Below are 23,774 nucleotides of genomic sequence, written 5' to 3'. Positions count from 1 at the left end.
CCTTACAGACTCCAGACTGAGTGACCTTCCAGCAGAGGATTACTCCGATCGAGAGCTGCCTTCACGTCGACGACGACGCCGTTCTCGCTCAAGAGATCGAGGATAGTGGCTGCACCTTCCGCCAGATAGGATTTATGGGGAACGGCAAGCACGACGGCATCAAGCTTGCCGAAATCCTTCAGCTCCATCAGGCGAATGCCGTATTCCTCCTCGGCTTCCGCATGGCTCGCCATCGGATCGTGCACCAGCGGCTCCAGTCCGAACTGATGCAGTTCGCTTATAATGTCGGGAACGCGGCTGTTGCGCAGGTCAGGCACATTTTCCTTGAAGGTCAGACCGAATATGCCGATGCGCGCGCCATTGATCGGCTTTTTCGCCGCAACCAGCATCTTGATGAGCTTCTGGGCAATGAAGGCGCCCATTCCGTCATTGATGCGGCGGCCGGAGAGGATGACTTCGGGATGATAGCCGAGCTCTTCTGCCTTGGCAGTCAGATAATAGGGGTCGACGCCGATGCAGTGGCCGCCGACCAGGCCGGGAGTAAAGGGCAGGAAGTTCCATTTCGTCCGTGCCGCCTTTAAAACATCGGCGGTGCGGATATCCATTTTCTCGAAAATGATCGAAAGCTCGTTCATCAGTGCGATGTTGACGTCGCGCTGGGTGTTTTCGATCACCTTGGCGGCCTCGGCCACCTTAATACTCGGGGCGCGATGAATGCCCGCCTCGACCACGGCACCATAGATGGCGGCGATCTTTTCCAAGGTTTCCGCATCATCGCCGGCGACGACCTTCACGATGCGCTCAAAGGTGTGTTCCTTGTCGCCAGGGTTGATTCGTTCCGGCGAATAGCCGACATGGAAATCCTCGCCCTGGCGCAGCCCGGAAACTTCCGCCAGCACCGGGCCGCAGACCTCTTCGGTAACGCCGGGATAGACGGTCGATTCATAGACAACGATCGAACCCTTGCGCAGGACTTTGCCGACGGTGCGCGAGGCGGAAATCATGGGCCGCAGGTCGGGCTGGCGGTTCCGATCGATCGGCGTCGGCACGGCAACGATGAAGATATCGCGATCCTTGAGATCCTCGATCTCGCTGCTGATGTGCAGTCCGCTCGACCGCAGCCGTTCAGAAGAAATCTCCCGGGTATCGTCCTTGCCCGCCTGCAGCGCAGTGACGCGAGAGGCTTTGATGTCGAAGCCGACCACATCATGGAATTTTTCGGCAAGCGCAATCGCGACAGGTAGGCCAACATAACCGAGGCCAATGACGGCAATTTTTTCGTTCAACACAACATACCTCGAACACTCCGCCTGAATTAGCCCGAATTTGAAGCTGATGTCAGCGCCTAATATTTGCCCTCGGGATCATTTCAGCCGCAGTCGCATGAATGTGATGACCGGTCGGTCACTTTGAAACAAGTGTGAAACGGCGGCATTGCGGCATTTCGTGACAAGAGTTTCAGGTGGGTGATGGGACGTCTATCGAAACTTTCTGATTTCGAACCTATTTATTGGGAGTGACTTCATTTCTTTGAAAGCGTATTCGCAATGCGAAACAGCTATCTCAAACATCTGCGCACACAGCGCGAGCAGCTTGAAGCCAAGCTTGAGCTGCACATTGCCCGCTATTGTTTTGGCGAAGGCGAGGTGGACGACGGTACCGAGGCGGAGCTCCGTCAACGCATCGCGGAAATCTCCGACGAGATTGCCGCTCTCGAGGCCGAACGCGCGGAGTAAGATTTGCGCGCGCCACCTCACTTTATCGTCATGCTAGGTCCTTGCTTTCCGAATTCGTCATGCGTGCATCGGCGCGGAACGCTTCCATACCAATCTTGTGTAGATGGCGGTATTGCGCGGTATCAGGCGGGATCCGGCTCGCCTCGATCAAGGCGCCGAGCAGGAACGCACGATCGGCCTTTCGCAAGCCAGCCTTGATGATCAATCCGCCGAAGATCATCTTTTCGCGCGTTTCGCGCTTGCGATCTTTTATCATGTCACGCTGCTGCCTGCGTTCGAGAAGCATAATCCGCTGATCTAGCCTCTTAAGTGGATGCGCCCGTTTTCCTTTTTTCACCGTCGCGAAATCGCGCTGTGATTTCGGCGAGAACCTCATTGAGCTCGGCGTCGGAAATGTCCAGTTCCGCGAGACCTGCCCTCCGTGCCGCGCTAGCGAAACGTTCATTGGCCTTGGCGACCATCCTCTTGCGCTTCTCCCTGAGCAGCTCGATCTGCGTGTCCATCTCGGAAGCCGTGCTTCTTGCACGCATGCCCTGTCCTTTCTTTCATCGGGATCAAATCTAATGGAATCTTTTATACTGCATTAAATGCAGTAGTCAAATGGACTGAAATAATATAGGAAAGTGGAATTCATCCTAGAAAACCGGCCTATTATGGGCCTTTTCGCCAGGTCTCTCGATATCTATGCGGTACCGATGTGCTGGAAAAGGAAGAGTCAAATTTGGCTATTATGTTTTTGAGAGCGAAAATGATCAGCCGCGGAGCGGGACAGAGCGTTGTCTCGGCTGCTGCCTATCGGCATCGTACCAAGATGACGGATGAGCAGGTGGGGACCAAGTTCCGCTACTCCGCAGGCGCGGCCGAACTCATATACGAGGAACTCGCTCTTCCTGATGATACGCCGGCATGGTTGCGAGTTTTGATCGACGGACGATCGGTTGCCGGCGCCAGTGAAGCGCTCTGGAATGTTGTCGATCGTTTCGAGACCCGGTGCGATGCACGGCTTGCGCGCGAGATCATCCTTGCCCTTCCAAACGAGCTCAGCAGGACGGAGAATATTGCGCTGGTGCGCGACTTCGTTCGCGAGAACCTCCTGTCGTGCGGAATGGTTGCAGACTGGGTCTATCACGATAAGAAGGGAAATCCGCACGTCCACGTTATGACCACACTGCGTCCGCTGACCGCGGAAGGGTTTGGGCCGAAGCAGATCGCTATCGTCGACGACACCGGCGAGCCTCTGCGCCTCAAAAGCCCAGATAGGCCGAAAGGAACAATCATTTACCGTCCGTGGGCAGGCAACAAGGAAACGATGGAGGAGTGGAAGCTTGCCTGGGCTCAAACGCTAACGCGCCATCTGGCACTTGCCGGTCACGATATCCGCATAGACGGCCGCTCCTACGAGGAGCAGGGATTGCGGGGAATGGGGCGGCGCCATATCGGTCCTGCCCGTACGGCGCTTCTACGCAAAGGTGCCAATGTCTATTTCGCGCCGGCGGCATTGGCACAGCGTTACGAGACGGCGGAACGCCTCACTGCCGACCCCGGGCTACTGCTTAGGCAACTCAGCAATGAGCGCTCGACCTTCGATGAAACCGAGATTGCCCGCGCCCTGCACCGCCATGTTGATGATCCAATCGTCTTTGCCAATATCCGCGCGAAACTGATGGCGTCTGAGGAATTGGTAATGCTGCGGCCGCAGAAGGTGAGTGCGGAAACTGGTGCGGTCGAGCTGCCGGCAGTCTTCACGACGCGCGCGACGATCAGAACCGAATTCCACATGGCGCGGTCGGCATTCAATCTCTCGAACATGGGTGGTTTCGCGGTATCGTCATCCCAAGTTGATGCCGCCATAGGTGAGATTGAGGCGGCTCCCGACAGGGTCATCCGCCTTGACGCTGAGCAGCTCGATGCGGTTCGGCATATCACGGCCGATAGCGGCATTGCCGCGGTCGTCGGGATTGCGGGCGCTGGCAAATCGACATTGCTGAGTGTGGCACGTCTCGCCTGGGAACGAGACGGCAGGCGCGTCCTCGGAGCAGCGCTCGCCGGCAAGGCGGCGGAGGCATTGACTGGCAGTTCCGGGATCCGTTCGCGTACGATTGCCGCTTGGGAGCTTGCCTGGAAAAACGATCATGACCTACTTCAGAAGGGCGATGTCTTGGTCCTAGACGAAGCTGGCATGGTATCGTCGCAACAGATGGCACGTCTCCTCAAACGCGTCGAGGATGCCGGGGCGAAAGCGGTTCTTGTCGGCGACGCGATGCAACTTCAGCCGATCCAGGCGGGGGCTGCCTTCCGTGCCGTCGTCGAGCGCATCGGCTTTGCCGAATTGGTCGGCGTTCGCCGCCAGAGACACGAATGGGCGCGAGAGGCGTCTCGTCTATTTGCCCGTGGAAATGTCGAGGAAGCCTTGAGTGCCTATAGCGCCCATGGCCATCTCCTTGAAAGTGACACGCGCAATGATGCGGTTCAACGCATCGTCTCCGACTGGGTCAGCGCTCGCCTTGATGCCATTGCCAAGGTGGAGGCCGAAGGTCGTAAATTGCGTGGCGACGAGTTGATGGTTCTCGCCCACTCTAACAGCGATGTGAGACGCCTCAACGACGCGATCCGTGCGGTCATGTTGCAACAGGATGCGCTTGGGGAAAGCAGGTCGTTTCGTACAGAGCGCGGCATACGTGAGTTTAGTAAGGGAGACCGGATCATCTTCCTCGAAAATGCACGTTTCGTCGAACCGAAAGCCCCTCACTTAACTGTTCAGCACGTCAAGAACGGCATGTTTGGAACGGTCATATCGACAGCGGGTCGAGGCGGGGTACCATTCCTTTTCGTTCGGTTGGACAGTGGTCGCGATGTCATGTTCTCCGAAGACACTTATCGCAATGTCGACCATGGCTATGCCGCAACGATTCACAAGACCCAAGGATCGACCTTCGACCGCACTTTCGTGCTGGCAACCGGAATGATGGACCGGCACCTGACATATGTTGCCATGACGCGTCATCGCGAGCGTGTCGATCTTTATGCGGCAGGGGAAGATTTTCAGCCAAGGTTCGAACGGGCCAAGACGGCGCGTGTCGAGCATGCGGCTGGCATTACCGGCGAGCTTGTTGAAATCGGACTTGCGAAGTTTCACAAGCAGGACGACTCCGGTCCTTCTCCTTATGTTGACGTCAGAACGAACGATGGAACCACGCATCGCCTTTGGGGCGTCAATCTGCCCAAGGCGCTTGAGGAGGCCGGCGTCGGGGTCGGGGATACTGTGACCATGCGCAAGGAGGGGACTGAAAAAGTTACCGTTAAAGCGCCTGTTGTTGATGAGGAAATGGGTGCGAGGCACTTTGAGGATCGTGTTGTCGAACGCAATATTTGGACGGCCTATCCCATTGGCAAGGCCGAGGCTCGGACGGAGCAACCTGCCGCAGACAATCACCGACCAACGTTCTTTGCGCAACTGATTGAACGGCTGTCGCGCCCCGGCGAAAAGACCACAACGCTCGATTTCCAAAATGAGCCGTCTTATCAATCCGTGGCTTTCGATTTCGCAAAGCGGCGCGGCATCGACACCATCGCGGACCATAGTCACGCAGTCACCGCACGCGTTGAGCGTCTATCCAATTGGCTCATTGCCCAGGGTGATCATGTGGCGCGGCTCTGGCAACGGCCGAACGTGCCCTTCGGGGTCGCAGTCGAAACTTCAGGGCGAAATGCTGCTATTCACGCAACACACGACAAAGACGCCTTGCCCGTTCCAACGGCGGATGCTTCCGATCTATTACCCGCGGTGAACTCCCTAACCCGATCGTTTGCAGAAGAGGCGCGTCTCGCCCAACTCGCATCGCCTGCGATGTTGCCGGCGGTCACGAAATTCAATGTAAGCCTCGACGAGGAGGCTCGAACACGCGTAATCGAGACTGAGCATTACAAACAGGCGAGAGCAGCACTCACCGCGACGGGGTCCGTGATCTGGCGCGATCCCGCAGCCGCCGTGGCGATGATCGAAGATCTGGTGCAAAAGCAGATCGACCCTGAGCGTATTGTGCGTGCCGTCACCACAGAGCCAACTGCCTATGGCCCTTTGCGCGGTAGCGGCAGAATGATGGATAGGCTGCTCGCCGGTGGTCGCGAGCGTAGGGAAGCTCTGCGGGCGGTTGAAGCAGTTGGTGCTAATGTACGCTCTCTGGGGCGATTTTACTTAAGCGCTTTTGAGAACGAAAAAGCGGCGGTCATGATAGAGCGGGAACGGATGGCAATACCTATTCCCGCGTTGACGAGAACCGCTCAGACAGCGCTGCGACACATTTCGTCCGAGACGGAGAAGAAGCCGCGCGAACTGGCACGATTGGTCCGGTCGTTGTCGGCAGATGTCCGTCAGGAATTTTCTCTCGTTAGCAAGGCACTTGATGCTCGCTTCGGACCCGGTGTCATTTTGCGCAATGAAGCTGATGCTGCCAAGATGGTGTCAAAGTCTCAGCAGACGGACTTCAAGGCCATCCTGGGCCAATTGCGCGTGGTTCAACGTGTCGTCGCTACAGATAGGGCAGAAGAGATTATCGCCGAGCGCCAACTTCGAACGATCAACCATGCCCGTGGCGTTGATCGCTGAGAGCATCCGGAGATTTTAGAGGGAACGATAGGCTTATATCCGGACCGACCGGCGCCGCACGGCGATGCTTCGCTTCTCCAGCGCGCAAACGTCTCGACATCGGAGGTCATTCGGCGCGATAAGGTCGGAGACGATCGAAGCGAGCGAGAAAGCAATGAAGCCGAGCCTGCCCACCCTTCTGAGCATCAATGGCGGCTATGTCGATACCGCGGGGTTTCTTGCCCTGCATGGCCTGTTCACGGCGCATGTCACGGGCAATTTCGTCACGCTCGGTGCTTCCCTGGCGCTTGGAACGTCGGGCGCTCTCGCCAAGCTTCTGGCGTTGCCGGTTTTCTGCGTCGTCGTCATTCTCGCCCGTCTCCTTGGCGGCGATCTCTCGCGGCGCAATCTGCCGACGCTGCAGATCATCCTCTCGCTGAAATTGCTGCTATTAGCGTTCGCGGCGATCCTCGCTTTGCGCTTCGGTCCGTTTGGCGATGGAGACGGCTGGCAGCCGCTTCTGACGGGCATGACCCTTGTCGCCGCCATGGCTATCCAGACGACGGCGCATCGCATTCACCTCGGCTCGACACCACCGACGACCATGATGACGGGCACGACGACGCAGATCATGATCGACATCGCCGATCTGCTCCATGGTGCCAAGCCAGAAGAAAAGGCGGCGATGCAGGCGCGGCTTCGCCGCATGGGAGCGGCCGTCGGCGGCTTTGCCTTCGGCTGCGCGCTGGCGGCGGCGCTTTTCCTGATCGTCGGCATGGCTTGTTTCCTGCTGCCGCCGGTTCTGGCGCTTGCGGGAATTCTCATGCATAGCGGTAAGGCGGAGGTGAAGCCGGCTTAGCTTTTTCGCCTACGTCCATTCTTGAGACTACCAATCTTGCTCCTTTCTCCCGCCTTGCAAGTCGGCTACAGCTCTCTAAGTGTACGCGTCGGATCGAACCGGTCCGCCGCGTTCGAGGCGGCAAATCCTTGTGAGTTAAGAAGGGATGGTCATGGCAGGAGAAACGGTGCTTGTGGTCGGCGGAGCCGGATATATCGGTTCGCACACTTGTCTGGATCTGGCGAATAAGGGGTTCAAACCCGTCGTCTACGACAATTTCTCCAATGGGCATCGCGAATTCGTCAAATGGGGTCCGGCCGAGGAAGGCGATATCCGCGATCGGGCGCGCCTCGACGAGGTGCTGGCCAAGCACAAGCCTGCCGCTATCCTGCATTTCGCCGCACTGATCGAGGTCGGCGAGTCGGTCAAGGATCCCGTCGCCTTCTACGAAAACAATGTCATCGGCACGCTGACGCTGCTGTCCGCAGCGCAGGCGGCCGGTGTGAAGGCTTTCGTCTTCTCCTCGACCTGCGCAACATACGGTCTGCCGCAGAGCGTGCCGCTGGACGAGAGCCACCAGCAGGTGCCGATCAATCCTTATGGCCGCACGAAATATATCGTCGAGCAGGCGCTGGCGGATTATGACCAATACAAGGGGCTGCGCTCCGTGGTTCTGCGCTATTTCAATGCTGCCGGCGCCGATTTCGAGGGGCGCATCGGCGAATGGCATACGCCGGAAACCCATGCGATCCCGCTCGCCATCGATGCCGCCCTTGGTCGCCGTCAGGGCTTCAAGGTCTTCGGCAGCGACTATGACACGCGCGACGGCACCTGCGTGCGCGATTACATCCATGTGCTAGACCTCGCCGACGCTCATGTGCGAGCCGTGCAATATTTGCTTGATGGCGGCGATTCCGTCGCGCTCAACCTTGGTACCGGCACGGGAACGACGGTGAAGGAATTGCTCGGAACGATCGAGACCGTGTCAAACCGGCCGTTTCCGGTCGAGTATGTCGGCCGCCGCGAGGGCGATTCGACGACGCTTGTCGCGAATAACGACAAGGCTCGCGATATTCTTGGCTGGTCGCCGCAATATGACCTGACCGAGATCATCCAATCCGCCTGGAATTGGCATGCCAAATCCAACCAGCACTAAACGGCGTTCTGTCGCTGGCGTTGAGGGCAAACGCCCGAATGTCCTGCTGATTTCAGCCGACCAGTGGCGGGGAGATTGTCTCTCCGCCGTCGGGCATGAATGTGTGAAGACGCCGAATGTCGATGCGCTCGCGCGGGAAGGCGTGCTCTTCCGGCGGCATTATGCCGGAACAGCCCCCTGTTCGCCGGCGCGCGCAACGCTTTACACCGGCCTTTACCAAATGAACCATCGCGTTTGCCGCAATGGTTCGCCGCTGGATGCTCGTTTCGATAATATCGCGCTTGCCGCACGCCGGGCAGGCTACGATCCGACGCTGTTCGGCTATACGGACACGGCGCCTGATCCACGCGGCCGCGATCCCCATGATCCTCATCTGACGACCTATGAGGGCGTACTGCCGGGCTTTACGGCGCGGCAGCTTCTGCCTGAACATGAGAAACAATGGCTCTCCTGGCTGCGGTCGCGCGGCCATGCCGATGCCGGCAGCCGCGATATCCATATTCCCGCCGGCGCCGAGCCCGGCGAGATTTCCAGCAATGCGCCTTCTTATTCCAAGGACGAGACGCAGACGGCTTTTCTGGCGGGCGAGTTCATCCGCTGGCTTGGAGAGCAGGATCAGCCCTGGTTTGCGCATGTTTCCTTCCTGAGGCCGCACCCGCCCTTTTCGGTGCCGGAGCCTTATAACCGCATGTTTTCGGCCGCCGATGGCCCGGCATTTGCGCGCGCGGCCGATCGCGAGACGGAGATGGCCTCGCATCCGCTGCTCGCCTTCAGCCTGCCGCTGATCGACAAGGGAAGTTTCATACATGGCGGCAAAGGCTCCATCGCCGAATGGACGTCCGAGGATTTTGCGGCCATCCGGGCGATTTACTACGGCATGATTGCCGAGGTCGACGCGCAGCTCGGCCGGATCTGGAAGGCATTGAAGGATGCCGGCGCCTGGGACGATACCGTCATCGTCTTCACATCGGACCATGCCGAGATGATGGGCGACCACTGGATGCTCGGCAAGGGTGGCTTCTTCGAAGGCAGCTATCATGTGCCGCTCGTCATTCGCGATCCCGGTCAGCGCGCCACATACGGTCGGCAGGTGGAGCGTTTCACCAGTGCTGCGGATATTTTCCCAAGCCTCTGCGACCGGCTCTGCATCGAACCTGCAAATCATGTCGATGGCGACAGCCTGCTGCCGTTCCTCGCAGGGTCCGAGCCGGAAAACTGGCGCGACGCGGCTTTCTGGGAGTTCGATTTCCGCGATATTGCCGAGGGTGTCCCCGAGCAGCATTTCGGCTTGCGGTCCAATGCCTGCAATCTGGCGGTCGTTCGCGACGAGCGCTTCAAATATGTCCATTGCGCCGGGCTGCCGCCGCTGCTTTTCGATCTTGAGAAGGATCCGGCAGAGCTTTCGAATGTCGCCCATGACAGCGCCTATGCGGCCATCAGGCTTGCCTATGCCGAAAAGCTGCTCTGCCTTCGCGCGGAGCAGCTGGACCAGACGCTCGCTTATACGGAACTGACGGAAAAAGGGCCGGTTTCGCTCCGGCCCTGAATCAGTTTAGCCAAGTGCACCGAGATAATTCATCTTGCCCACCGCCAGGCCGCGGCTGCGCAGGATGTCGTGCGCCGTGGTGACGTGGAAGAAGAAGTTCGGCAGCGCGAATTTCGCCAGGTAATCTTCGCCCTTGAAGGTGATCTTGTTGCCTCCCGGCGTGATCGTCACTTCCCGCGTTTCGCTGCCTTCCATGGTGGCCGGCGTGATCGTCGCCAAAAAATCCTGCGTCTTCTTCAGACGCTCCCGCAAGTCTGCGACGGTCGTCTCGTTATCTTCGAAACGCGGCGCATCGATCCCGGCGAGACGGGAAATGGTGAGCTTCGCCGTATCCGAGGCGCGCTGGTACTGGCCGGAGAGCGGCAGCATGTCGTCGATCAGGCGCGCGGAAACGAGTTCCTCTGCCGCAATGCCTTTTTCCGTGGCATAGGCTTCGATCTTGTCGAGATAGGCCGAAAGGTTTTGCAGGCCGCGTTGAAAGATGGGGACTGAGAAACTGTACATCGAGGGCATGCGTTTTCTCCATTGCGGGCCGCGGCGCGGCTGGTGGGTTTGCCGACATTCTATTCCGTTTCCATCTCGATGGAATAATCGTTCTACGGTATCGGCGCTCATATGTAGGGTTAGACCGCCTATTCTTGCACCAGCGGACACGAGAAAACTCGTCGTCGTGAGGTCCCGTTTCGGGGACTAGAATTTGCTGTTGACCTTTCCCTTGAAAAATGGAATGAATATTCCGGATAGAGAATTTTACGGTTTGTTTGTTCCGTTTTTCGATGTGGTCGCCATGGGAGTGGCGGCTGAATTGACTAGAGGCCCCGCAGTCGAAACTGGGGGCTCCGGCATTTAGGAGGGGTGTGGCCGGGCACCTTATCTGGGAGGAAAACATGAAGAAATTTATCCTTGGCTCCGCGATGGCTCTTCTGCTGTCGACCGCTGCCCACGCCCAAACCATCGGCGTTTCGATGGCGCTCTTCGACGACAACTTCCTGACCGTTCTGCGCAACGGCATGCAGGACTACGCCAAGGACAAGGGCGTGACCCTGCAGGTCGAAGACGCCCAGAACGACATCGCCAAGCAGCAGAGCCAGATCCAGAACTTCATCGCCAGTAAGGTCGATGCCATCATCGTGAACCCGGTCGATACCGACGCGACGGCTGCGATTTCCAAGCTCGCCGCCGACGCAAAGATCCCGCTCGTCTACGTCAACCGCGAGCCGGCAAACGTCGACAGCCTTCCGGACAAACAGGCTTTCGTCGCCTCGAACGAGCAGGAATCCGGTACGCTGGAAGCCAAGGAAGTCTGCCGGCTGCTGGGCGGGAAGGGTAAGGCCGTCATCATGATGGGCGAGCTTTCCAACCAGGCTGCCCGCATGCGCACCAAGGACGTCCATGATGTCGTGGCGACCGACGAGTGCAAGGGCATTAAGATCGTTCAGGAGCAGACCGCCAACTGGCAGCGCACCCAGGGTGCCGACCTGATGACCAACTGGCTCTCCAGCGGCATCGAATTCGATGCCGTCATCTCCAACAATGATGAAATGGCGATCGGCGCTATCCAGGCACTAAAAGCTTCCGGCAAGTCGCTGGACAAGATCGTCGTTGCGGGCGTCGACGCCACGCAGGACGCGCTTGCCGCCATGCAGGCTGGCGACCTGAAGGTCACCGTGTTCCAGGATGCCGCCGGCCAGGGCAAGGGTGCAGTCGATGCCGCACTCAAGCTTGCCAAGGGCGATAAGGTCGAGAAGAAGGTCTATATCCCCTTCCAGCTCGTCACGCCGGCTAACGTCAAGGACTTCGTCAAGAAGAACTGAGGACGAGAGTGATCGACGGATACGGGCTTAAAAAGCCCGTATCCTTTGAAATCCGATCTGCCCGGGAGGGAAAAATGGTTGTGAGCCCATCCACCATGGCGGCGGTGCGCGCCAGCGGCGTTGTTCCCAATGCCGCCTATCTGTTGAGCGCCGAAGGCATCCGCAAGGAATTTCCCGGCGTGCTCGCCCTCGATGACGTTTCCTTCCGCCTGAAGCGTGGAACGGTGCATGCGCTGATGGGCGAAAACGGCGCGGGCAAGTCGACGCTGATGAAGATCCTTGCCGGTATCTATATCCCCGATCAGGGCGAGGTACGCCTCAAGGGCGTCGAAATCCGGCTGAAGTCACCGCTCGACGCACTGGAAAACGGTATCGCCATGATTCATCAGGAATTGAACCTGATGCCATTCATGACGGTTTCGGAGAATATATGGATCCGCCGCGAGCCGAAGAACCGTTTTGGCCTCGTCGACCATGCGGAGATGAGCCGCAAGACCGAGGAGCTCTTCCAGCGCCTCAACATTTCCATCGATCCTGAAATCCAGGTCCGCGAGCTTTCTGTCGCAAGCCGCCAGATGGTCGAAATCGCCAAGGCGGTCTCCTATAATTCCGACGTGCTGATCATGGATGAGCCGACCTCGGCGCTCACCGAGCGCGAGGTGGCGCATCTATTCCAGATTATCCGCGACCTGCGCGCCCAGGGCATCGGCATCGTCTACATCACCCACAAGATGAACGAGCTGTTCGAGATCGCCGACGAGTTTTCGGTGTTCCGCGACGGCAAATATATCGGCACGCATGCCTCCACCGATGTGACGCGCGACGACATCATCCGCATGATGGTCGGCCGCGAGATCACGCAGATGTTCCCGAAGGAGGAAGTGCCAATCGGCGAGACCGTGCTGTCGGTCAAGGATTTGAGCCTCGACGGCGTCTTCTCTAATGTGTCCTTCGATGTGAGGGCCGGCGAGATCCTCGGCGTGGCCGGGCTTGTCGGATCGGGTCGGTCGAATGTTGCCGAGACCATCTTCGGCGTGACGCCTGCTACGTCCGGCACGATCGAGCTTTTTGGCAAGAAGGCCGAGATTTCCTCGCCGGCGGCGGCAATCCGCCACGGGATGGCCTTCCTGACGGAGGACCGCAAGGATACCGGCTGTCTTCTCATCTTGAGCGTGCTCGAGAACATGCAGGTGGCCGTGCTGCACGACAAGTTCGTGCGAGGCGGCTTCGTGCAGGAGGGCGCGATCGAAGAGGCCTGCGAGGAGATGGCACGCAAGCTGCGCGTCAAGACGCCGAACCTCGACGAACGCATCGAAAATCTGTCCGGCGGCAATCAGCAGAAGGCCCTGATCGGCCGGTGGATGCTCACCAATCCGCGCATTCTGATCCTGGACGAGCCGACGCGCGGCATCGATGTCGGCGCCAAGGCCGAGATCCATCGTCTCGTTACCGAGATGGCGCGCAACGGCGTCGCCGTCATCATGATCTCGTCGGAAATGCCCGAGGTGCTTGGCATGAGCGACCGCATTATGGTCATGCATGAAGGACGGGTCACGGGATTCCTGGATCGTGCGGACGCAACTCAAGTGAAGGTGATGGAGCTGGCCGCGCAGTGACGCCGCCAATCATCGCAAGGGAGGATTGAACCATGGTTAGCAAAGTTGCAGAGGCGACCGCCCCGGCGGTCACACGGCCAAGACGTCGCCGCGTGCCGCCCGAACTCGGCATCTTCCTGGTGCTGATCGGCATCGCGCTCCTCTGCGAGGTCCTCGGCTGGATCTTCGTCGGCCAGAGCTTCCTGATGAACCTGCAGCGCCTGAAGATCATGATCCTGCAGGTCTCGGTCATCGGCATCATCTCGGTCGGCGTGACGCAGGTCATCATCACAGGCGGTATTGACCTCTCGTCCGGCTCCGTCGTCGGCTTGACGGCCATGGTCGCTGCAAGCTTTGCCCAGTCGTCGACATGGGCAAGGGCCGTCTATCCCGCACTGACCGACATGCCATTCTTCGTGCCGATCGGCATTGGCTTGCTGATCGGCCTGCTTGCCGGCTACATCAACGGTCAGTTGATCACGAAAACGAAGATCCCGCCCTTCATCGCGACGCTCGGCATGATGGTTTCGGCCCGCGGCCTGTCGAAGCTTTATACCAAGGGCCAGCCGATCTCAGGCCTGACCGACCAGTTCAATTTCATCGGGTCGGGAATTTGGCCGGTCGTCGTCTTCCTCATCATCGCGGTCCTCTTCCATGTCGTGCTGCGCTACACGCGCTATGGCAAGTTCACCTATGCGATCGGCGCCAATGTGCAGGCGGCGCGCGTATCGGGCATCAATGTCGAGGCGCATCTGGTCAAGGTCTATGCGATTGCCGGGCTTCTGGCCGGCCTTGCCGGCATCATCACGGCCGCCCGCGTGCAGACGGCGCAGGCCGGCATGGGTGTGAACTACGAGCTGGATGCGATCGCGGCTGCGGTCATTGGCGGCACGTCGCTGACCGGCGGCGTCGGTCGCATCGCCGGCACGGTGATCGGCACGGTCATCCTCGGTGTCATGATCTCCGGCTTCACCTTCCTCAATGTCGATGCCTATTACCAGGAAATCGCCAAGGGGTTCATCATCGTCGCGGCTGTTGCCATCGACGTCTACCGCCAGAAGAAGCGGGCCAAGCGCTGAAATGCCCGACACATCGTCAGCGTTCTAACATGCTCTCAAGGCGGGGTTTTTACCCCGCCTTTTCCATTTGACGATGCCATTCCATGCAAATGCAAATTTTTTTCATTTGGGTATGGCGAATCCTGTCAGCTTTTCTATTCTGGCCGCTTTCCATTCGCTCACTCGAGCGCTTCATCCGGGATAGACAATGCAAGCCGTATTCGATGGTCATAACGACGTTCTCCTGAGGCTCTGGCATCACGCGCGCGACGGCGCCGACCCGATCGCCGAATTCCGGGACGGGACGTCGAGCGGTCACATCGATGCTCCGCGGGCCAAGGCCGGCGGTTTGGCCGGGGGGCTGTGCGCCATCTATATTCCCTCGGGCGATCTCGTTTTCGCCGATCCTGATAGCAATGGCCATTATGCCACGCCTTTGGCGGCTCCGCTGGAGCGCGCGCCCTCTCTCGACATCGCGCTGGACATGGCCGCGATCGCGCTGAGACTCGACCGCGCCGGCGCCTGGAAGCTCTGCCGGTCCACGGCCGACATTCGCGACTGCATGGAGAAAGGCATTTTCGCTGCTGTTATGCACATGGAAGGCTGCGAGGCGATCGATGCCAATCTCGTCGCGCTCGAAACCTTCTATGCCGCCGGTCTGCGCTCGCTCGGCCCCGTCTGGAGCCGCAACAATGTCTTTGCCCATGGCGTGCCTTTCGCCTATCCGAGTTCGCCGGATACAGGACCTGGCCTCACCGAGGCTGGTTTCGCGCTGGTGCGCGCCTGCAACCAGCTCGGCATCCTCGTCGATCTCGCCCATATAACCGAAAAGGGTTTCTGGGATGTGGCGAAGACGTCGGACCAGCCGCTGGTTGCAAGCCACTCCAATGCGCATGCGCTGACGCCGGTCGCGCGCAACCTCACCGACAAGCAGCTCGACGCCATCAAGGAGAGCCGCGGCATCGTCGGCCTCAACTATGCGACCGCGATGCTGCGCGACGACGCGCGCTCGGATGCCGACACGCCAATCGAGGCGATGGTTCGGCATGTCGATCATCTCGTCGGGCGTCTCGGCATCGATTGCGTCGGCCTCGGATCGGACTTCGACGGTGCGACGATTCCGGCTGAAATTGCCGATGCGGCAGGCAACCAGAAGCTGATTGAAGCCCTTCGCAACGCTGGTTATGGTGAGGCCGATCTTGTAAAGCTGTGCAGGGAGAACTGGCTTCGGGTCCTGGCGTCCGCCTGGAAGGAAGGTAGCCGGTGAAGTGCGTGCCGATATTGCGTAAAGTTTGTTAAGAGGGGAATGAAAACAATGATGATGACCAAGATGAACCGCGGTTTGCGCGCACTGTCTGCCGGCGCGGCTCTCTCGCTTCTGCTGATGGCGGCGCCGAATGCATATGCCGCCACGCCCAAGGACACGCTGGTCGAGGGTTTTGCTTTCGACGATATTCTCAGCATGGATCCGGCCGAAGCCTATGAGCTGTCGGCTGCCGAAATCACCGGCAACACCTATAGCCTGCTCGTCCGTCTCGACATTAACGATACGTCCAAGATCAAGGGTGACCTTGCAGAGAGCTGGTCGGTCTCCGACGATCACCTGACCTATACGTTCAAGCTGAAGCCCGGCCTGAAGTTTGCGTCCGGCAATCCGATCACCGCCGAAGACGTTGCATGGTCCTTCGAGCGCGTCGTCAAGCTCAACAAGAGCCCGGCCTTCATTCTTACCCAATTCGGCCTGACCGGCGACAATGTAACGGAGAAGGCTAAGGCAACCGATGCGAACACCTTCACCTTCACCGTCGACAAGCCCTATGCGCCGAGCTTCGTGTTGAACTGCCTGACGGCGACCGTCGCCGAAGTGGTCGACAAGAAACTGGTCCTGCAGCATGTGAAGCCGGCAACACCGACCGCCGACTATAAGTACGACAACGACTTCGGCAACAGCTGGCTGAAGACCGGCTTTGCCGGTTCCGGCCCGTTTAAGCTGCGTGAATGGCGCGCCAACGAGGCCGTCGTGCTGGAGCGCAACGACAACTATTATGGCGAAAAGACGAAGCTGAACCGCGTCATCTATCGCTTCATGAAGGAAAGCTCGGCACAGCGCCTGGCGCTGGAGAACGGCGATATCGATATCGCCCGCAACCTGTCGCCGACCGATCTCGAGGCCGTCGAGAAGAACCCGCAGCTTGCTTCGACCAGTGCGCCGAAGGGCACCATCTACTACATGAGCCTCAACCAGAAGAACGCCAATCTGGCCAAGCCAGAAGTGCAGCAGGCGTTCAAATATCTGGTCGATTACGATGCCATCGGCAAGACGCTGATCAAGGGCATCGGCGAGATCCACCAGACGTTCGAACCGAAGGGCATGCTCGGCTCGCTGGATGAGAATCCGTTCAAGCTCGACGTCGCCAAGGCCAAGGAATTGCTGGCCAAGGCAGGCCTGCCCAATGGCTTCTCGATCACCATGGACGTGCGCAGCATCGAGCCGGATACGGGTATCGCGACCGCCATCCAGCAGACGCTCGGCCAGGCCGGCATCAAGGTGGAAATCATCCCGGGCGACGGCAAGCAGAAGCTGACGAAATATCGTGCCCGTAATCACGATATCTACTTCGGCAACTGGGGCCCGGACTATTGGGATCCCCATTCCAATGCCGATACCTTCACCACCAACGACGACAATTCCGATACCAGCAGCAACAAGACGCTCGTGTGGCGCAACACCTGGACCGCTCCCGAACTGGAGAAGCAGGCCAAGGCGGCGCTCTTCGAGGGCGATGCTAGCAAGCGCGGCGCAATGTATCAGGACATCCAGAAGAAATTCCTGGAAGCAAGCCCCTTCATCATCCTCTATCAGCAGACGGAAGTCGCCGGCTATCGCAAGGACGTGAAGGACTTCAAGCTTGGTCCGAGCTTCGACAACAACTTCGTCTGGCCGATCTCCAAGTGATGATCCGGCAGGACTAGGTCTTTGAGCACTGTCGAACGGAAAATGCAGGTGCGGCCCAAAAAGGGCCGTGCCGCTCCCTTTTTCATGGGGCTGCTGCGATTTCTCGTCGTCGCCGTCACCACCTATCTCGGCCTTCTGGCCGTCACCTTCTTCATCGGGCGCGTCATCCCGATCGATCCGGCGCTGGCGATCGCCGGCGATCACGCGCCGCAGCAGATATTGGAACGTCTGCGGCGCGAGATGCATCTCGACGAGCCGCTTTATCTGCAGTTCTATTATTATCTCGTCAGCGCTCTAAGCGGCGATTTCGGCACGTCGGTTCTGACGACGAATCCGGTCATGGATGACATCAGGCGCGTCTTCCCAGCGACAATGGAGCTCGCGACGGTCGGCACGATCATTGGCGCCATCTTCGGGGTTCCATTCGGTGTGCTCGCCGCGGTGCGCCGCAACAGCATCATAGACCAGATCGTCCGCGTGATTGGCCTCGTCGGCTATTCCGTGCCGGTCTTCTGGCTGGCCATGGTTTCGCTCGTCATCTTCTATGCGAAGCTGAACTGGGTCGCCTATCCCGGCCGCATCGACATCGCCTATGAATATACTTTCACGCCGGTCACCGGGTTCTTCCTGCTAGACAGCGCTATGCAGGGGCAATGGGACGTCTTCTGGGACGTGTTCCGCCACATCATCCTTCCGGCGTCGCTGCTCGGCTATTTCTCGCTTGCCTATATCAGCCGCATGACCCGCAGCTTCATGCTGAACGAACTAGGCCAGGAATATATCGTTGCGGCCCGCGCCAAGGGCCTTTCCGAGACGCGGGTGATCTGGGGGCATGCCCTGCGCAGTGCCGCCGTGCCGCTGATCACGGTGATCGCGCTTTCCTATGCCGGGCTGCTCGAGGGATCCGTGCTGACCGAGATCGTCTTCTCCTGGCCGGGCATCGGCTTCTATATCACCAGTTCGCTGCGCAATGCCGACATGAATGCCGTTCTCGGCGGCACCATCGTCGTCGGCACGGTGTTCATCGGCATCAATCTGATTTCCGATCTTCTGTATCGGACGCTCGACCCAAGGACCCGACGTAAATGACTGTCGAGACCACTCAACCCAGCTTGAGGGACTGGCTGCTCTCCGACCGGCCGCAGTCGCGCCGGCAGGCGAGATTGGGACGTGCCTACGTCACCTGGCGGCAGTTTTCCGCCAATCGCCTGGCCGTCATCGGGCTCGCGATCATCATCGCGCTCGTGCTCGTGGCGGCGCTCGCCGATGTCATCGCTCCGCATTCGCCCGTCATCGGCGACTTGACGAATGCCTATCTGAAACCACCGGGCACGCCGGGCTATCTTCTCGGCACCGACGATCTCGGCCGCGATATCCTTTCGCGCCTCATCTACGGTTCGCGCTGGACACTCTACATCGTCATTCTGGTCGCGATCATCTCGGCGCCGATCGGGCTGATCATCGGCATGGTGTCAGGCTATCTGGGCGGCTGGGTCGATGTGATCCTGATGCGCATCACCGATATCTTCCTTGCCTTTCCGAAGCTTGTGCTGGCCCTTGCCTTCGCCGGCGCCCTCGGCGCAGGCATCGAAAATGCCGTCATCGCGATTGCTATCACCTCCTGGCCGCCCTATGCGCGGCTGGCGCGCGCTGAAACAATGACGGTGCGGCGTTCGGACTATATCGCCGCCGTGCAGCTCATGGGTGCCTCGCCGCTGCGCATCATCTTCCGCCATGTCATGCCGCTCTGCATCTCCTCGGTGATCGTCCGTGTGACGCTCGACATGGCCGGCGTGATCCTGACGGCCGCCGGTCTCGGCTTCCTGGGGCTCGGCGCGCAGCCGCCGCTGCCGGAATGGGGCGTCATGATCGCGAGCGGCTTCAAATACTATCTCGATCAATGGTGGGTGGCGGCCATGCCCGGCATCGCGATCCTCATCGTCAGCCTCGGCTTCAACCTGCTCGGCGACGGCCTGCGCGATGCGCTCGATCCGAAGGAGAGCGGGCAATGACGGCACTTCTGACCGTGGAAAACCTTAAGGTTCGCTATCCGACCCGTACCGGCGTCATCGACGCCGTGCGCGGCGTCTCTTTCACGCTGGGTCGCGAGCGGCTTGGCATCGTCGGCGAGAGCGGTTCCGGCAAATCGCAGACCGGCCGCGCCATCATGGGACTGACGCCGCCGCACGGCATCGTCACAGCCGACAAGCTCGATTTCAGCGGCATTGACTTGCTGTCGATCTCGGCCAAAGAGCGCCGGTCACTGCGCGGCAAACGCGTCGCCATGGTGTTGCAGGATCCGAAATACTCGCTCGATCCTGTCATGACCATCGGCAAGCAGATCACCGAGACGCTGCGCACCCATGAGAAGGTGAGCAAGGCCGAGGCTCGCGATCGCGCCCTTGCCATGCTGGAAGCGGTGCAGATCCGCGATCCCGCCCGTGTCTACGACCTGCATCCGCACGAGGTTTCGGGCGGCATGGGCCAGCGCGTCATGATCGCCATGATGCTGATCGCCGGGCCGGAGCTGCTGATTGCCGACGAGCCGACTTCGGCGCTCGACGTCACCGTTCAGCTCGATGTCCTCAAAATCATGGACAAGCTCGTCTCCGAGCGTGGCATGGGGCTGATTTTCGTCTCGCACGACCTGCGGCTGGTGTCGTCCTTCTGCGACCGCGTAATCGTCATGTATGCGGGTAAGGTGGTGGAAGAACTCAAAGCTGCCGAATTGAACAATGCCCGGCATCCCTATACGCGCGGCCTGCAGAACTGCATGCCGGTCATTGGCGAAAACAGGCATCCGCTGCCGGTGCTCGACCGCAAGCCGGAGTGGGCGGCATGACGACAGCACTCGCAGTTGATGGCCTCAGTGTGGTCTATGATGGCTATTATGCGCTCGACGCCGTCGGCATCGACGTGAACAAGGGCGAATCCTTCGGTCTGGTCGGCGAGTCTGGCTCCGGCAAATCGACGCTGCTGCGCGCCGTTGCGGGCCTTGCGCCCGTCACCGACGGCACGATCCACGTCGGCGGCGAACAGCTGAAGGGCGCCCGGCGCAGCAAGACCTTCTATCGCCAGGTACAGATGGTGTTTCAGGATCCCTACGGTTCCCTGCATCCGCGCCAGACGATCGACCGGTTGCTGCTTGAGCCTTTGTCGATTCATGGGATCGGCGACACGGAGACCCGGATCGCCAGGGCGCTGGATGAAGTCGGCCTCGGAAAGGGCTTCCGCTTCCGCTATCCGCACCAGCTCTCCGGCGGCCAGCGCCAGCGCGTCGCCATTGCGCGCGCGCTGATCGTGGAGCCGTCGATCCTGTTGCTCGACGAGCCGACTTCGGCGCTCGATGCCTCGGTGCAGGCCGAAGTGCTCAACCTACTTGAGCAGGTTCGCAGGGATCGCCATCTGACCTTCGTTATGGTCAGCCACGATCTCGGCGTCATCACCCATATGTGCGAGCGTCTGGCCGTCATGCGCAACGGCGCAGTCGTCGAGAGGCTGACCGCGAAGGAACTGGCTGTCGGCGATGTGAAGGAAGATTACACGCGCAATCTCATGGTCGCCAGCAAGGGGTTCGTCCGCGCCTGAGCGGGCGGCTTGTGCCTCAGCGGCGCGTTAACGAACTGGCGCGTAAACACGACCAATCGTATAGACTATTGACACCTGCCGCAATTCTGTCATGATCTCGTTAATGGCAGTTAACTTTCGTGATCCCGACAAGGGGTCAGACGTTAAGTGGAGGCAGACATGTTTTTCATGGGTGGCATGACCATGGGCTATCTTCATCCGCCGGTTCCGGCGAAACGGGAAGGTGCACGGTCCGCTACTCTTGCTGACGAAAACTGCCGCCGCCAGGCCGGACCTGCCGAAGAGCAGACGGCCGATACCAGCGCCATCGAGCGCAGCTTGATTTGGGCCCGCCGCATTCTTTGCTGAATTGGCATTGCCGATCTTTCGGGTCCTCGACTTCAGATGGTTTAATTTTTCTCGGCTCGCGTTCTGGACGGAAATTCATCTCTACCTAATTGATAGGAAATGTATGAATATCCGTCCCGGGCTTGGCCTGAGAGACATATAAGAAACGAACGGAGGCAACACATGGCGAATTTGGGTATTTCGAATGCGCATGTGAATCAGTTCGATGGTTCCAAGCGCGCCGCCAAGACGCGGCAGAAGATTCAAACAGTGATTCATGTCGTACTGTTTTCGGCTGCATTCCTGTTTGTCGCGGCCATTGTTTGTGGGCTTGTCGTCTAAGGCGACGTTTGGCCGGTGGCGGCTTTGTTCCGCCGCTGATGTGGGGCCGATGCGGCCCATCTCTTGAAAATCGGGAAGTTTGCGGGTCCGGTCAATCACGACTGGTCGTTTTTCTCCTTGTGCAGCTTCCGATCTCGTTTCATCGGCAGAGTTTCGCCGGGCAAGGAAAATTTGCTCGGCCGATGGAATGTGCCGTGTGAAACAGTAAACTTTATCTCAAAATATGGCGCGGCGAGAAGGCGATGAATGCCGTGCTCGACCAGCTGGTGGATGACGAAAACCGCATCATCCGGCTGTTCACGCCGCCCTTTGCCAAGTCGGCGCGTGATCCGGGTTACATCAAGTCCTATCCGCCTGGTGTGGGCGAGAATGGCGGCCAGTATACCCATGCGGCCACCTGGGTCGTCATGGCGCTGGCCGAGATGGATCGCGGTGACGATGCCTGGCATTGCTTCGATATGCTGAACCCGATCAACCATGCACGCGATCGTGATCAGGCCGATACCTATCGTGTAGAGCCCTATGTGGTTGCTGCTGATATCTACGGCGAAGGACAATTGACGGGCCGTGGCGGCTGGACCTGGTACACGGGCTCCGCCGGCTGGCTGTATCGCGTCGCTGTCGAAGGCATTCTCGGTATCCGCGTGAAAAACGGACGACTTTTCGTCAAACCGGCATTGCCCTCGAACTGGGATGGCTTTACGGCGGATATCGAGCTGCCGGGCGGAAATTACCGTATTTCCGTCTCAAAAGCGCCCGATGTGGCGGGATACTCCGTCACTATCAATGACAGGGCGGTCGCCCATCCCGAAGAGGGCTATCCGGTCGGACAGTAGCGTTTCTGCACTGTTTCGCTTCGACGATCGGGGCCAAAGGGGGAACTCTTTGGCCCCGATTGCATTTGAGTGTCGGAACAGGAGAGTTTTATGAATTCGAGGGCGAATATGAGCTCGGTGTCGGCACAACGAGTGAGTTTGCCGAAGCCGGTCTCCCAGAGGGATACCCGACTGGATGTTCTCAGAGCCCTGGCTCTGATCATGATTTTCATCAACCATGTGCCGGGGCAGATCTTCGAGGATTTCACTTCGAAGAATTTCGGCTTCTCCGATGGTGCCGAAGCCTTTGTGCTGATCTCCGGCATATCGGTCGGCCTTGCCTATGGAACGAGATTTCTTCCGGGCAATCGGCTGAACATGGCATGGAAGGCGATCAAACGTGCCTTCACGCTTTATACCGCGCATATGATCACGACCTTCGTGACGCTGGTGCTCTTCATTTCTGGCGCGTGGCTTTTCCACCAGAAGGGCTTGCTCTGCGAAGTGAATATCCTTGCCCTGCTGATGGACCCGGCGCGCGGCATTCCCGCGCTGCTGACGCTCGGGCACCAGATCGGCTACAACAACATTCTACCCATGTACGGTGCCTTGTTCCTGATGCTGCCGCTGATCATGCTGCTGGAAGCAAGAAGCCCCCTACTTCTGCTCGCAATTTCGGTTGGCGTCTGGCTGGTGTCCGGCATCTATTACATCGCGCCGCATACGACATTGCTTGAGGGCTTCTGGTTCCTCAATCCGCTATCCTGGCAGCTGCTTTTCGTCATCGGCTTCGTCGCCAGCATGCATGTCAAGCGCGGCGGGCACATCCCTGCCCATCCGGTTCTGATCGGGCTGGCCTGCGCCTATGTGCTCGTGTCTTTCATCTGGGTGACCGACAAGCTGTGGATACTCGGCGACTACCTCGCCATGCTCGGTCTGCCGACCGTCGTCACCGGCTTCGACAAGACTTTCCTGTCGCTGCCGCGGCTGCTGCATGTTCTGGCGCTTGCCTATCTGATCGTCAGCATCCCCGCCATTTCGGCGTTCCTGCGCCGCTCGGCCAATCACCCGCTGACGATCCTCGGGCGGCATTCGCTGAACATCTTCGTTGCCGGCACCATCCTCGCCATGGCTGGTCAGGTCCTTCTCTACGTGACCAACAAGAGCCCCGTCGTCGGCGCCATCTATGTCGTCTTCGGCATCGCTGCCCAGTTCCTCTATGCCTATCATCTCGAGCACAAGCGGCTTCAGCTTGCCGGCCAGCGCGCGGCGAAGAAGCCTGCCGCACCGACTGCAATGCCTGCGCATTTCGGAAAGCCTCACTGAAGGTTGCTGCCGCGCTGCGTGCCTGTGCTGTTCGGTGCATCGATCTTCGTGCGATTGCCGAGAAAAGTAGGCCCTACCGTCAAAATTTACCT

Annotated in this window: 21 protein-coding genes and 1 pseudogene; 18 read left to right on the top strand and 4 right to left on the bottom strand. The window is 59.2% G+C overall.

From position 1 onward, the window contains the following. Nucleotides 1-2: 2 nt before the first annotated feature. Nucleotides 3-1,289, bottom strand: coding sequence for a nucleotide sugar dehydrogenase (locus AC13RC_RS32465; protein WP_113352753.1), 1,287 nt, complete (start codon nt 1,287-1,289; stop codon nt 3-5). A gap of 258 nt (nt 1,290-1,547) precedes the next feature. On the opposite strand from AC13RC_RS32465, the gene AC13RC_RS32460 reads away from it, so the two are divergent. Next, a complete protein-coding gene (locus AC13RC_RS32460) occupies nt 1,548-1,736 on the top strand; it encodes a hypothetical protein (RefSeq protein ID WP_113352752.1) in 189 nt (62 codons plus the stop codon). Nucleotides 1,737-1,764: 28 nt separating this feature from the next. Here AC13RC_RS32460 and AC13RC_RS32455 read toward each other — a convergent pair whose 3' ends face one another. Together AC13RC_RS32455 and AC13RC_RS32450 are read right to left on the bottom strand one after the other, a co-directional pair. Further along, complete coding sequence (locus AC13RC_RS32455; RefSeq protein WP_113352898.1) at nt 1,765-1,992, bottom strand: conjugal transfer protein TraD; 228 nt, start codon at nt 1,990-1,992, stop codon at nt 1,765-1,767. Nucleotides 1,993-2,041: 49 nt separating this feature from the next. Continuing rightward, nucleotides 2,042-2,266, bottom strand: coding sequence for a TraC family protein (locus tag AC13RC_RS32450; RefSeq protein ID WP_113352751.1), 225 nt, complete (start codon nt 2,264-2,266; stop codon nt 2,042-2,044). A 191-nt stretch (nt 2,267-2,457) separates the two neighbouring features. Here AC13RC_RS32450 and traA point away from each other — a divergent pair, with 191 nt between their 5' ends. The 4 genes from traA to AC13RC_RS32430 all read left to right on the top strand — a co-directional run bounded on the left by traA (nt 2,458) and on the right by AC13RC_RS32430 (nt 9,861). Continuing rightward, nucleotides 2,458-6,342, top strand: coding sequence for a Ti-type conjugative transfer relaxase TraA (gene traA / locus AC13RC_RS32445; RefSeq protein ID WP_488559637.1), 3,885 nt, complete (start codon nt 2,458-2,460; stop codon nt 6,340-6,342). A gap of 154 nt (nt 6,343-6,496) precedes the next feature. Next, a complete protein-coding gene (locus tag AC13RC_RS32440) occupies nt 6,497-7,180 on the top strand; it encodes a YoaK family protein (RefSeq protein ID WP_113331396.1) in 684 nt (227 codons plus the stop codon). A 151-nt stretch (nt 7,181-7,331) separates the two neighbouring features. Continuing rightward, a complete protein-coding gene (gene galE, locus AC13RC_RS32435) occupies nt 7,332-8,315 on the top strand; it encodes a UDP-glucose 4-epimerase GalE (RefSeq protein ID WP_069611643.1) in 984 nt (327 codons plus the stop codon). Continuing rightward, nucleotides 8,293-9,861: an alkaline phosphatase family protein gene (locus AC13RC_RS32430; protein ID WP_488559636.1), complete on the top strand. Its 1,569-nt coding sequence runs from the start codon at nt 8,293-8,295 to the stop codon at nt 9,859-9,861. The genes galE and AC13RC_RS32430 overlap by 23 nt, the downstream gene beginning before the upstream one ends. Nucleotides 9,862-9,867: 6 nt before the next feature. Here AC13RC_RS32430 and AC13RC_RS32425 read toward each other — a convergent pair whose 3' ends face one another. Beyond that, nucleotides 9,868-10,374 (bottom strand): DUF1993 domain-containing protein, encoded by a 507-nt coding sequence (locus tag AC13RC_RS32425; RefSeq protein WP_113396415.1) that lies wholly within the window; start codon nt 10,372-10,374, stop codon nt 9,868-9,870. A 374-nt stretch (nt 10,375-10,748) separates the two neighbouring features. Between AC13RC_RS32425 and AC13RC_RS32420 the strand changes: the two genes are divergently transcribed. The 13 genes and pseudogenes from AC13RC_RS32420 (at nt 10,749) to AC13RC_RS32360 (ending at nt 23,682) form a co-directional block, all read left to right on the top strand. Further along, nucleotides 10,749-11,675 carry a sugar ABC transporter substrate-binding protein gene (locus tag AC13RC_RS32420; protein WP_113396414.1) on the top strand — a complete coding sequence of 309 codons (927 nt, stop codon included), beginning with the start codon at nt 10,749-10,751 and terminating at the stop codon, nt 11,673-11,675. Between the two features lie 74 nt (nt 11,676-11,749). Further along, nucleotides 11,750-13,291, top strand: coding sequence for a sugar ABC transporter ATP-binding protein (locus AC13RC_RS32415; RefSeq protein WP_113352746.1), 1,542 nt, complete (start codon nt 11,750-11,752; stop codon nt 13,289-13,291). A gap of 32 nt (nt 13,292-13,323) precedes the next feature. Then, a complete protein-coding gene (locus AC13RC_RS32410) occupies nt 13,324-14,349 on the top strand; it encodes an ABC transporter permease (RefSeq protein WP_113331408.1) in 1,026 nt (341 codons plus the stop codon). 187 nt (nt 14,350-14,536) lie between these two features. Next, the gene (locus AC13RC_RS32405) at nt 14,537-15,595 is read left to right on the top strand and encodes a dipeptidase (protein ID WP_113352745.1); all 1,059 of its coding nucleotides are present in this window, start codon (nt 14,537-14,539) and stop codon (nt 15,593-15,595) included. Nucleotides 15,596-15,643: 48 nt separating this feature from the next. Next, on the top strand, nt 15,644-17,284 hold the full coding sequence (locus tag AC13RC_RS32400) for an ABC transporter substrate-binding protein (protein WP_113352744.1): 1,641 nt from the start codon (nt 15,644-15,646) through the stop codon (nt 17,282-17,284). A gap of 21 nt (nt 17,285-17,305) precedes the next feature. After that, nucleotides 17,306-18,373, top strand: a complete 1,068-nt coding sequence (locus tag AC13RC_RS32395; protein ID WP_113352743.1) for an ABC transporter permease — start codon at nt 17,306-17,308, stop codon at nt 18,371-18,373. Beyond that, nucleotides 18,370-19,296: an ABC transporter permease gene (locus AC13RC_RS32390; RefSeq protein WP_069611510.1), complete on the top strand. Its 927-nt coding sequence runs from the start codon at nt 18,370-18,372 to the stop codon at nt 19,294-19,296. Before AC13RC_RS32395 ends, AC13RC_RS32390 begins: the two co-directional genes overlap by 4 nt. Further along, the gene (locus tag AC13RC_RS32385; protein ID WP_488559635.1) at nt 19,293-20,126 is read left to right on the top strand and encodes an ABC transporter ATP-binding protein; all 834 of its coding nucleotides are present in this window, start codon (nt 19,293-19,295) and stop codon (nt 20,124-20,126) included. The genes AC13RC_RS32390 and AC13RC_RS32385 overlap by 4 nt, the downstream gene beginning before the upstream one ends. After that, a complete protein-coding gene (locus AC13RC_RS32380) occupies nt 20,123-20,872 on the top strand; it encodes an ABC transporter ATP-binding protein (RefSeq protein ID WP_113396412.1) in 750 nt (249 codons plus the stop codon). The genes AC13RC_RS32385 and AC13RC_RS32380 overlap by 4 nt, the downstream gene beginning before the upstream one ends. A gap of 159 nt (nt 20,873-21,031) precedes the next feature. Next, nucleotides 21,032-21,220 (top strand): hypothetical protein, encoded by a 189-nt coding sequence (locus AC13RC_RS32375; protein WP_113352740.1) that lies wholly within the window; start codon nt 21,032-21,034, stop codon nt 21,218-21,220. 162 nt (nt 21,221-21,382) lie between these two features. After that, complete coding sequence (locus AC13RC_RS32370; RefSeq protein ID WP_173004597.1) at nt 21,383-21,541, top strand: hypothetical protein; 159 nt, start codon at nt 21,383-21,385, stop codon at nt 21,539-21,541. Nucleotides 21,542-21,768: 227 nt separating this feature from the next. Next, a pseudogene (locus AC13RC_RS32365) lies at nt 21,769-22,377 on the top strand (GH36-type glycosyl hydrolase domain-containing protein); the annotation flags it as partial. A 108-nt stretch (nt 22,378-22,485) separates the two neighbouring features. Next, the gene (locus AC13RC_RS32360; RefSeq protein WP_233790107.1) at nt 22,486-23,682 is read left to right on the top strand and encodes an OpgC family protein; all 1,197 of its coding nucleotides are present in this window, start codon (nt 22,486-22,488) and stop codon (nt 23,680-23,682) included. Nucleotides 23,683-23,774: the final 92 nt, after the last annotated feature.

This window comes from Martinezella sp. CNPSo 3890, assembly GCF_057784455.1.
This window is presented reverse-complemented; position numbering and strand designations above follow the sequence as displayed.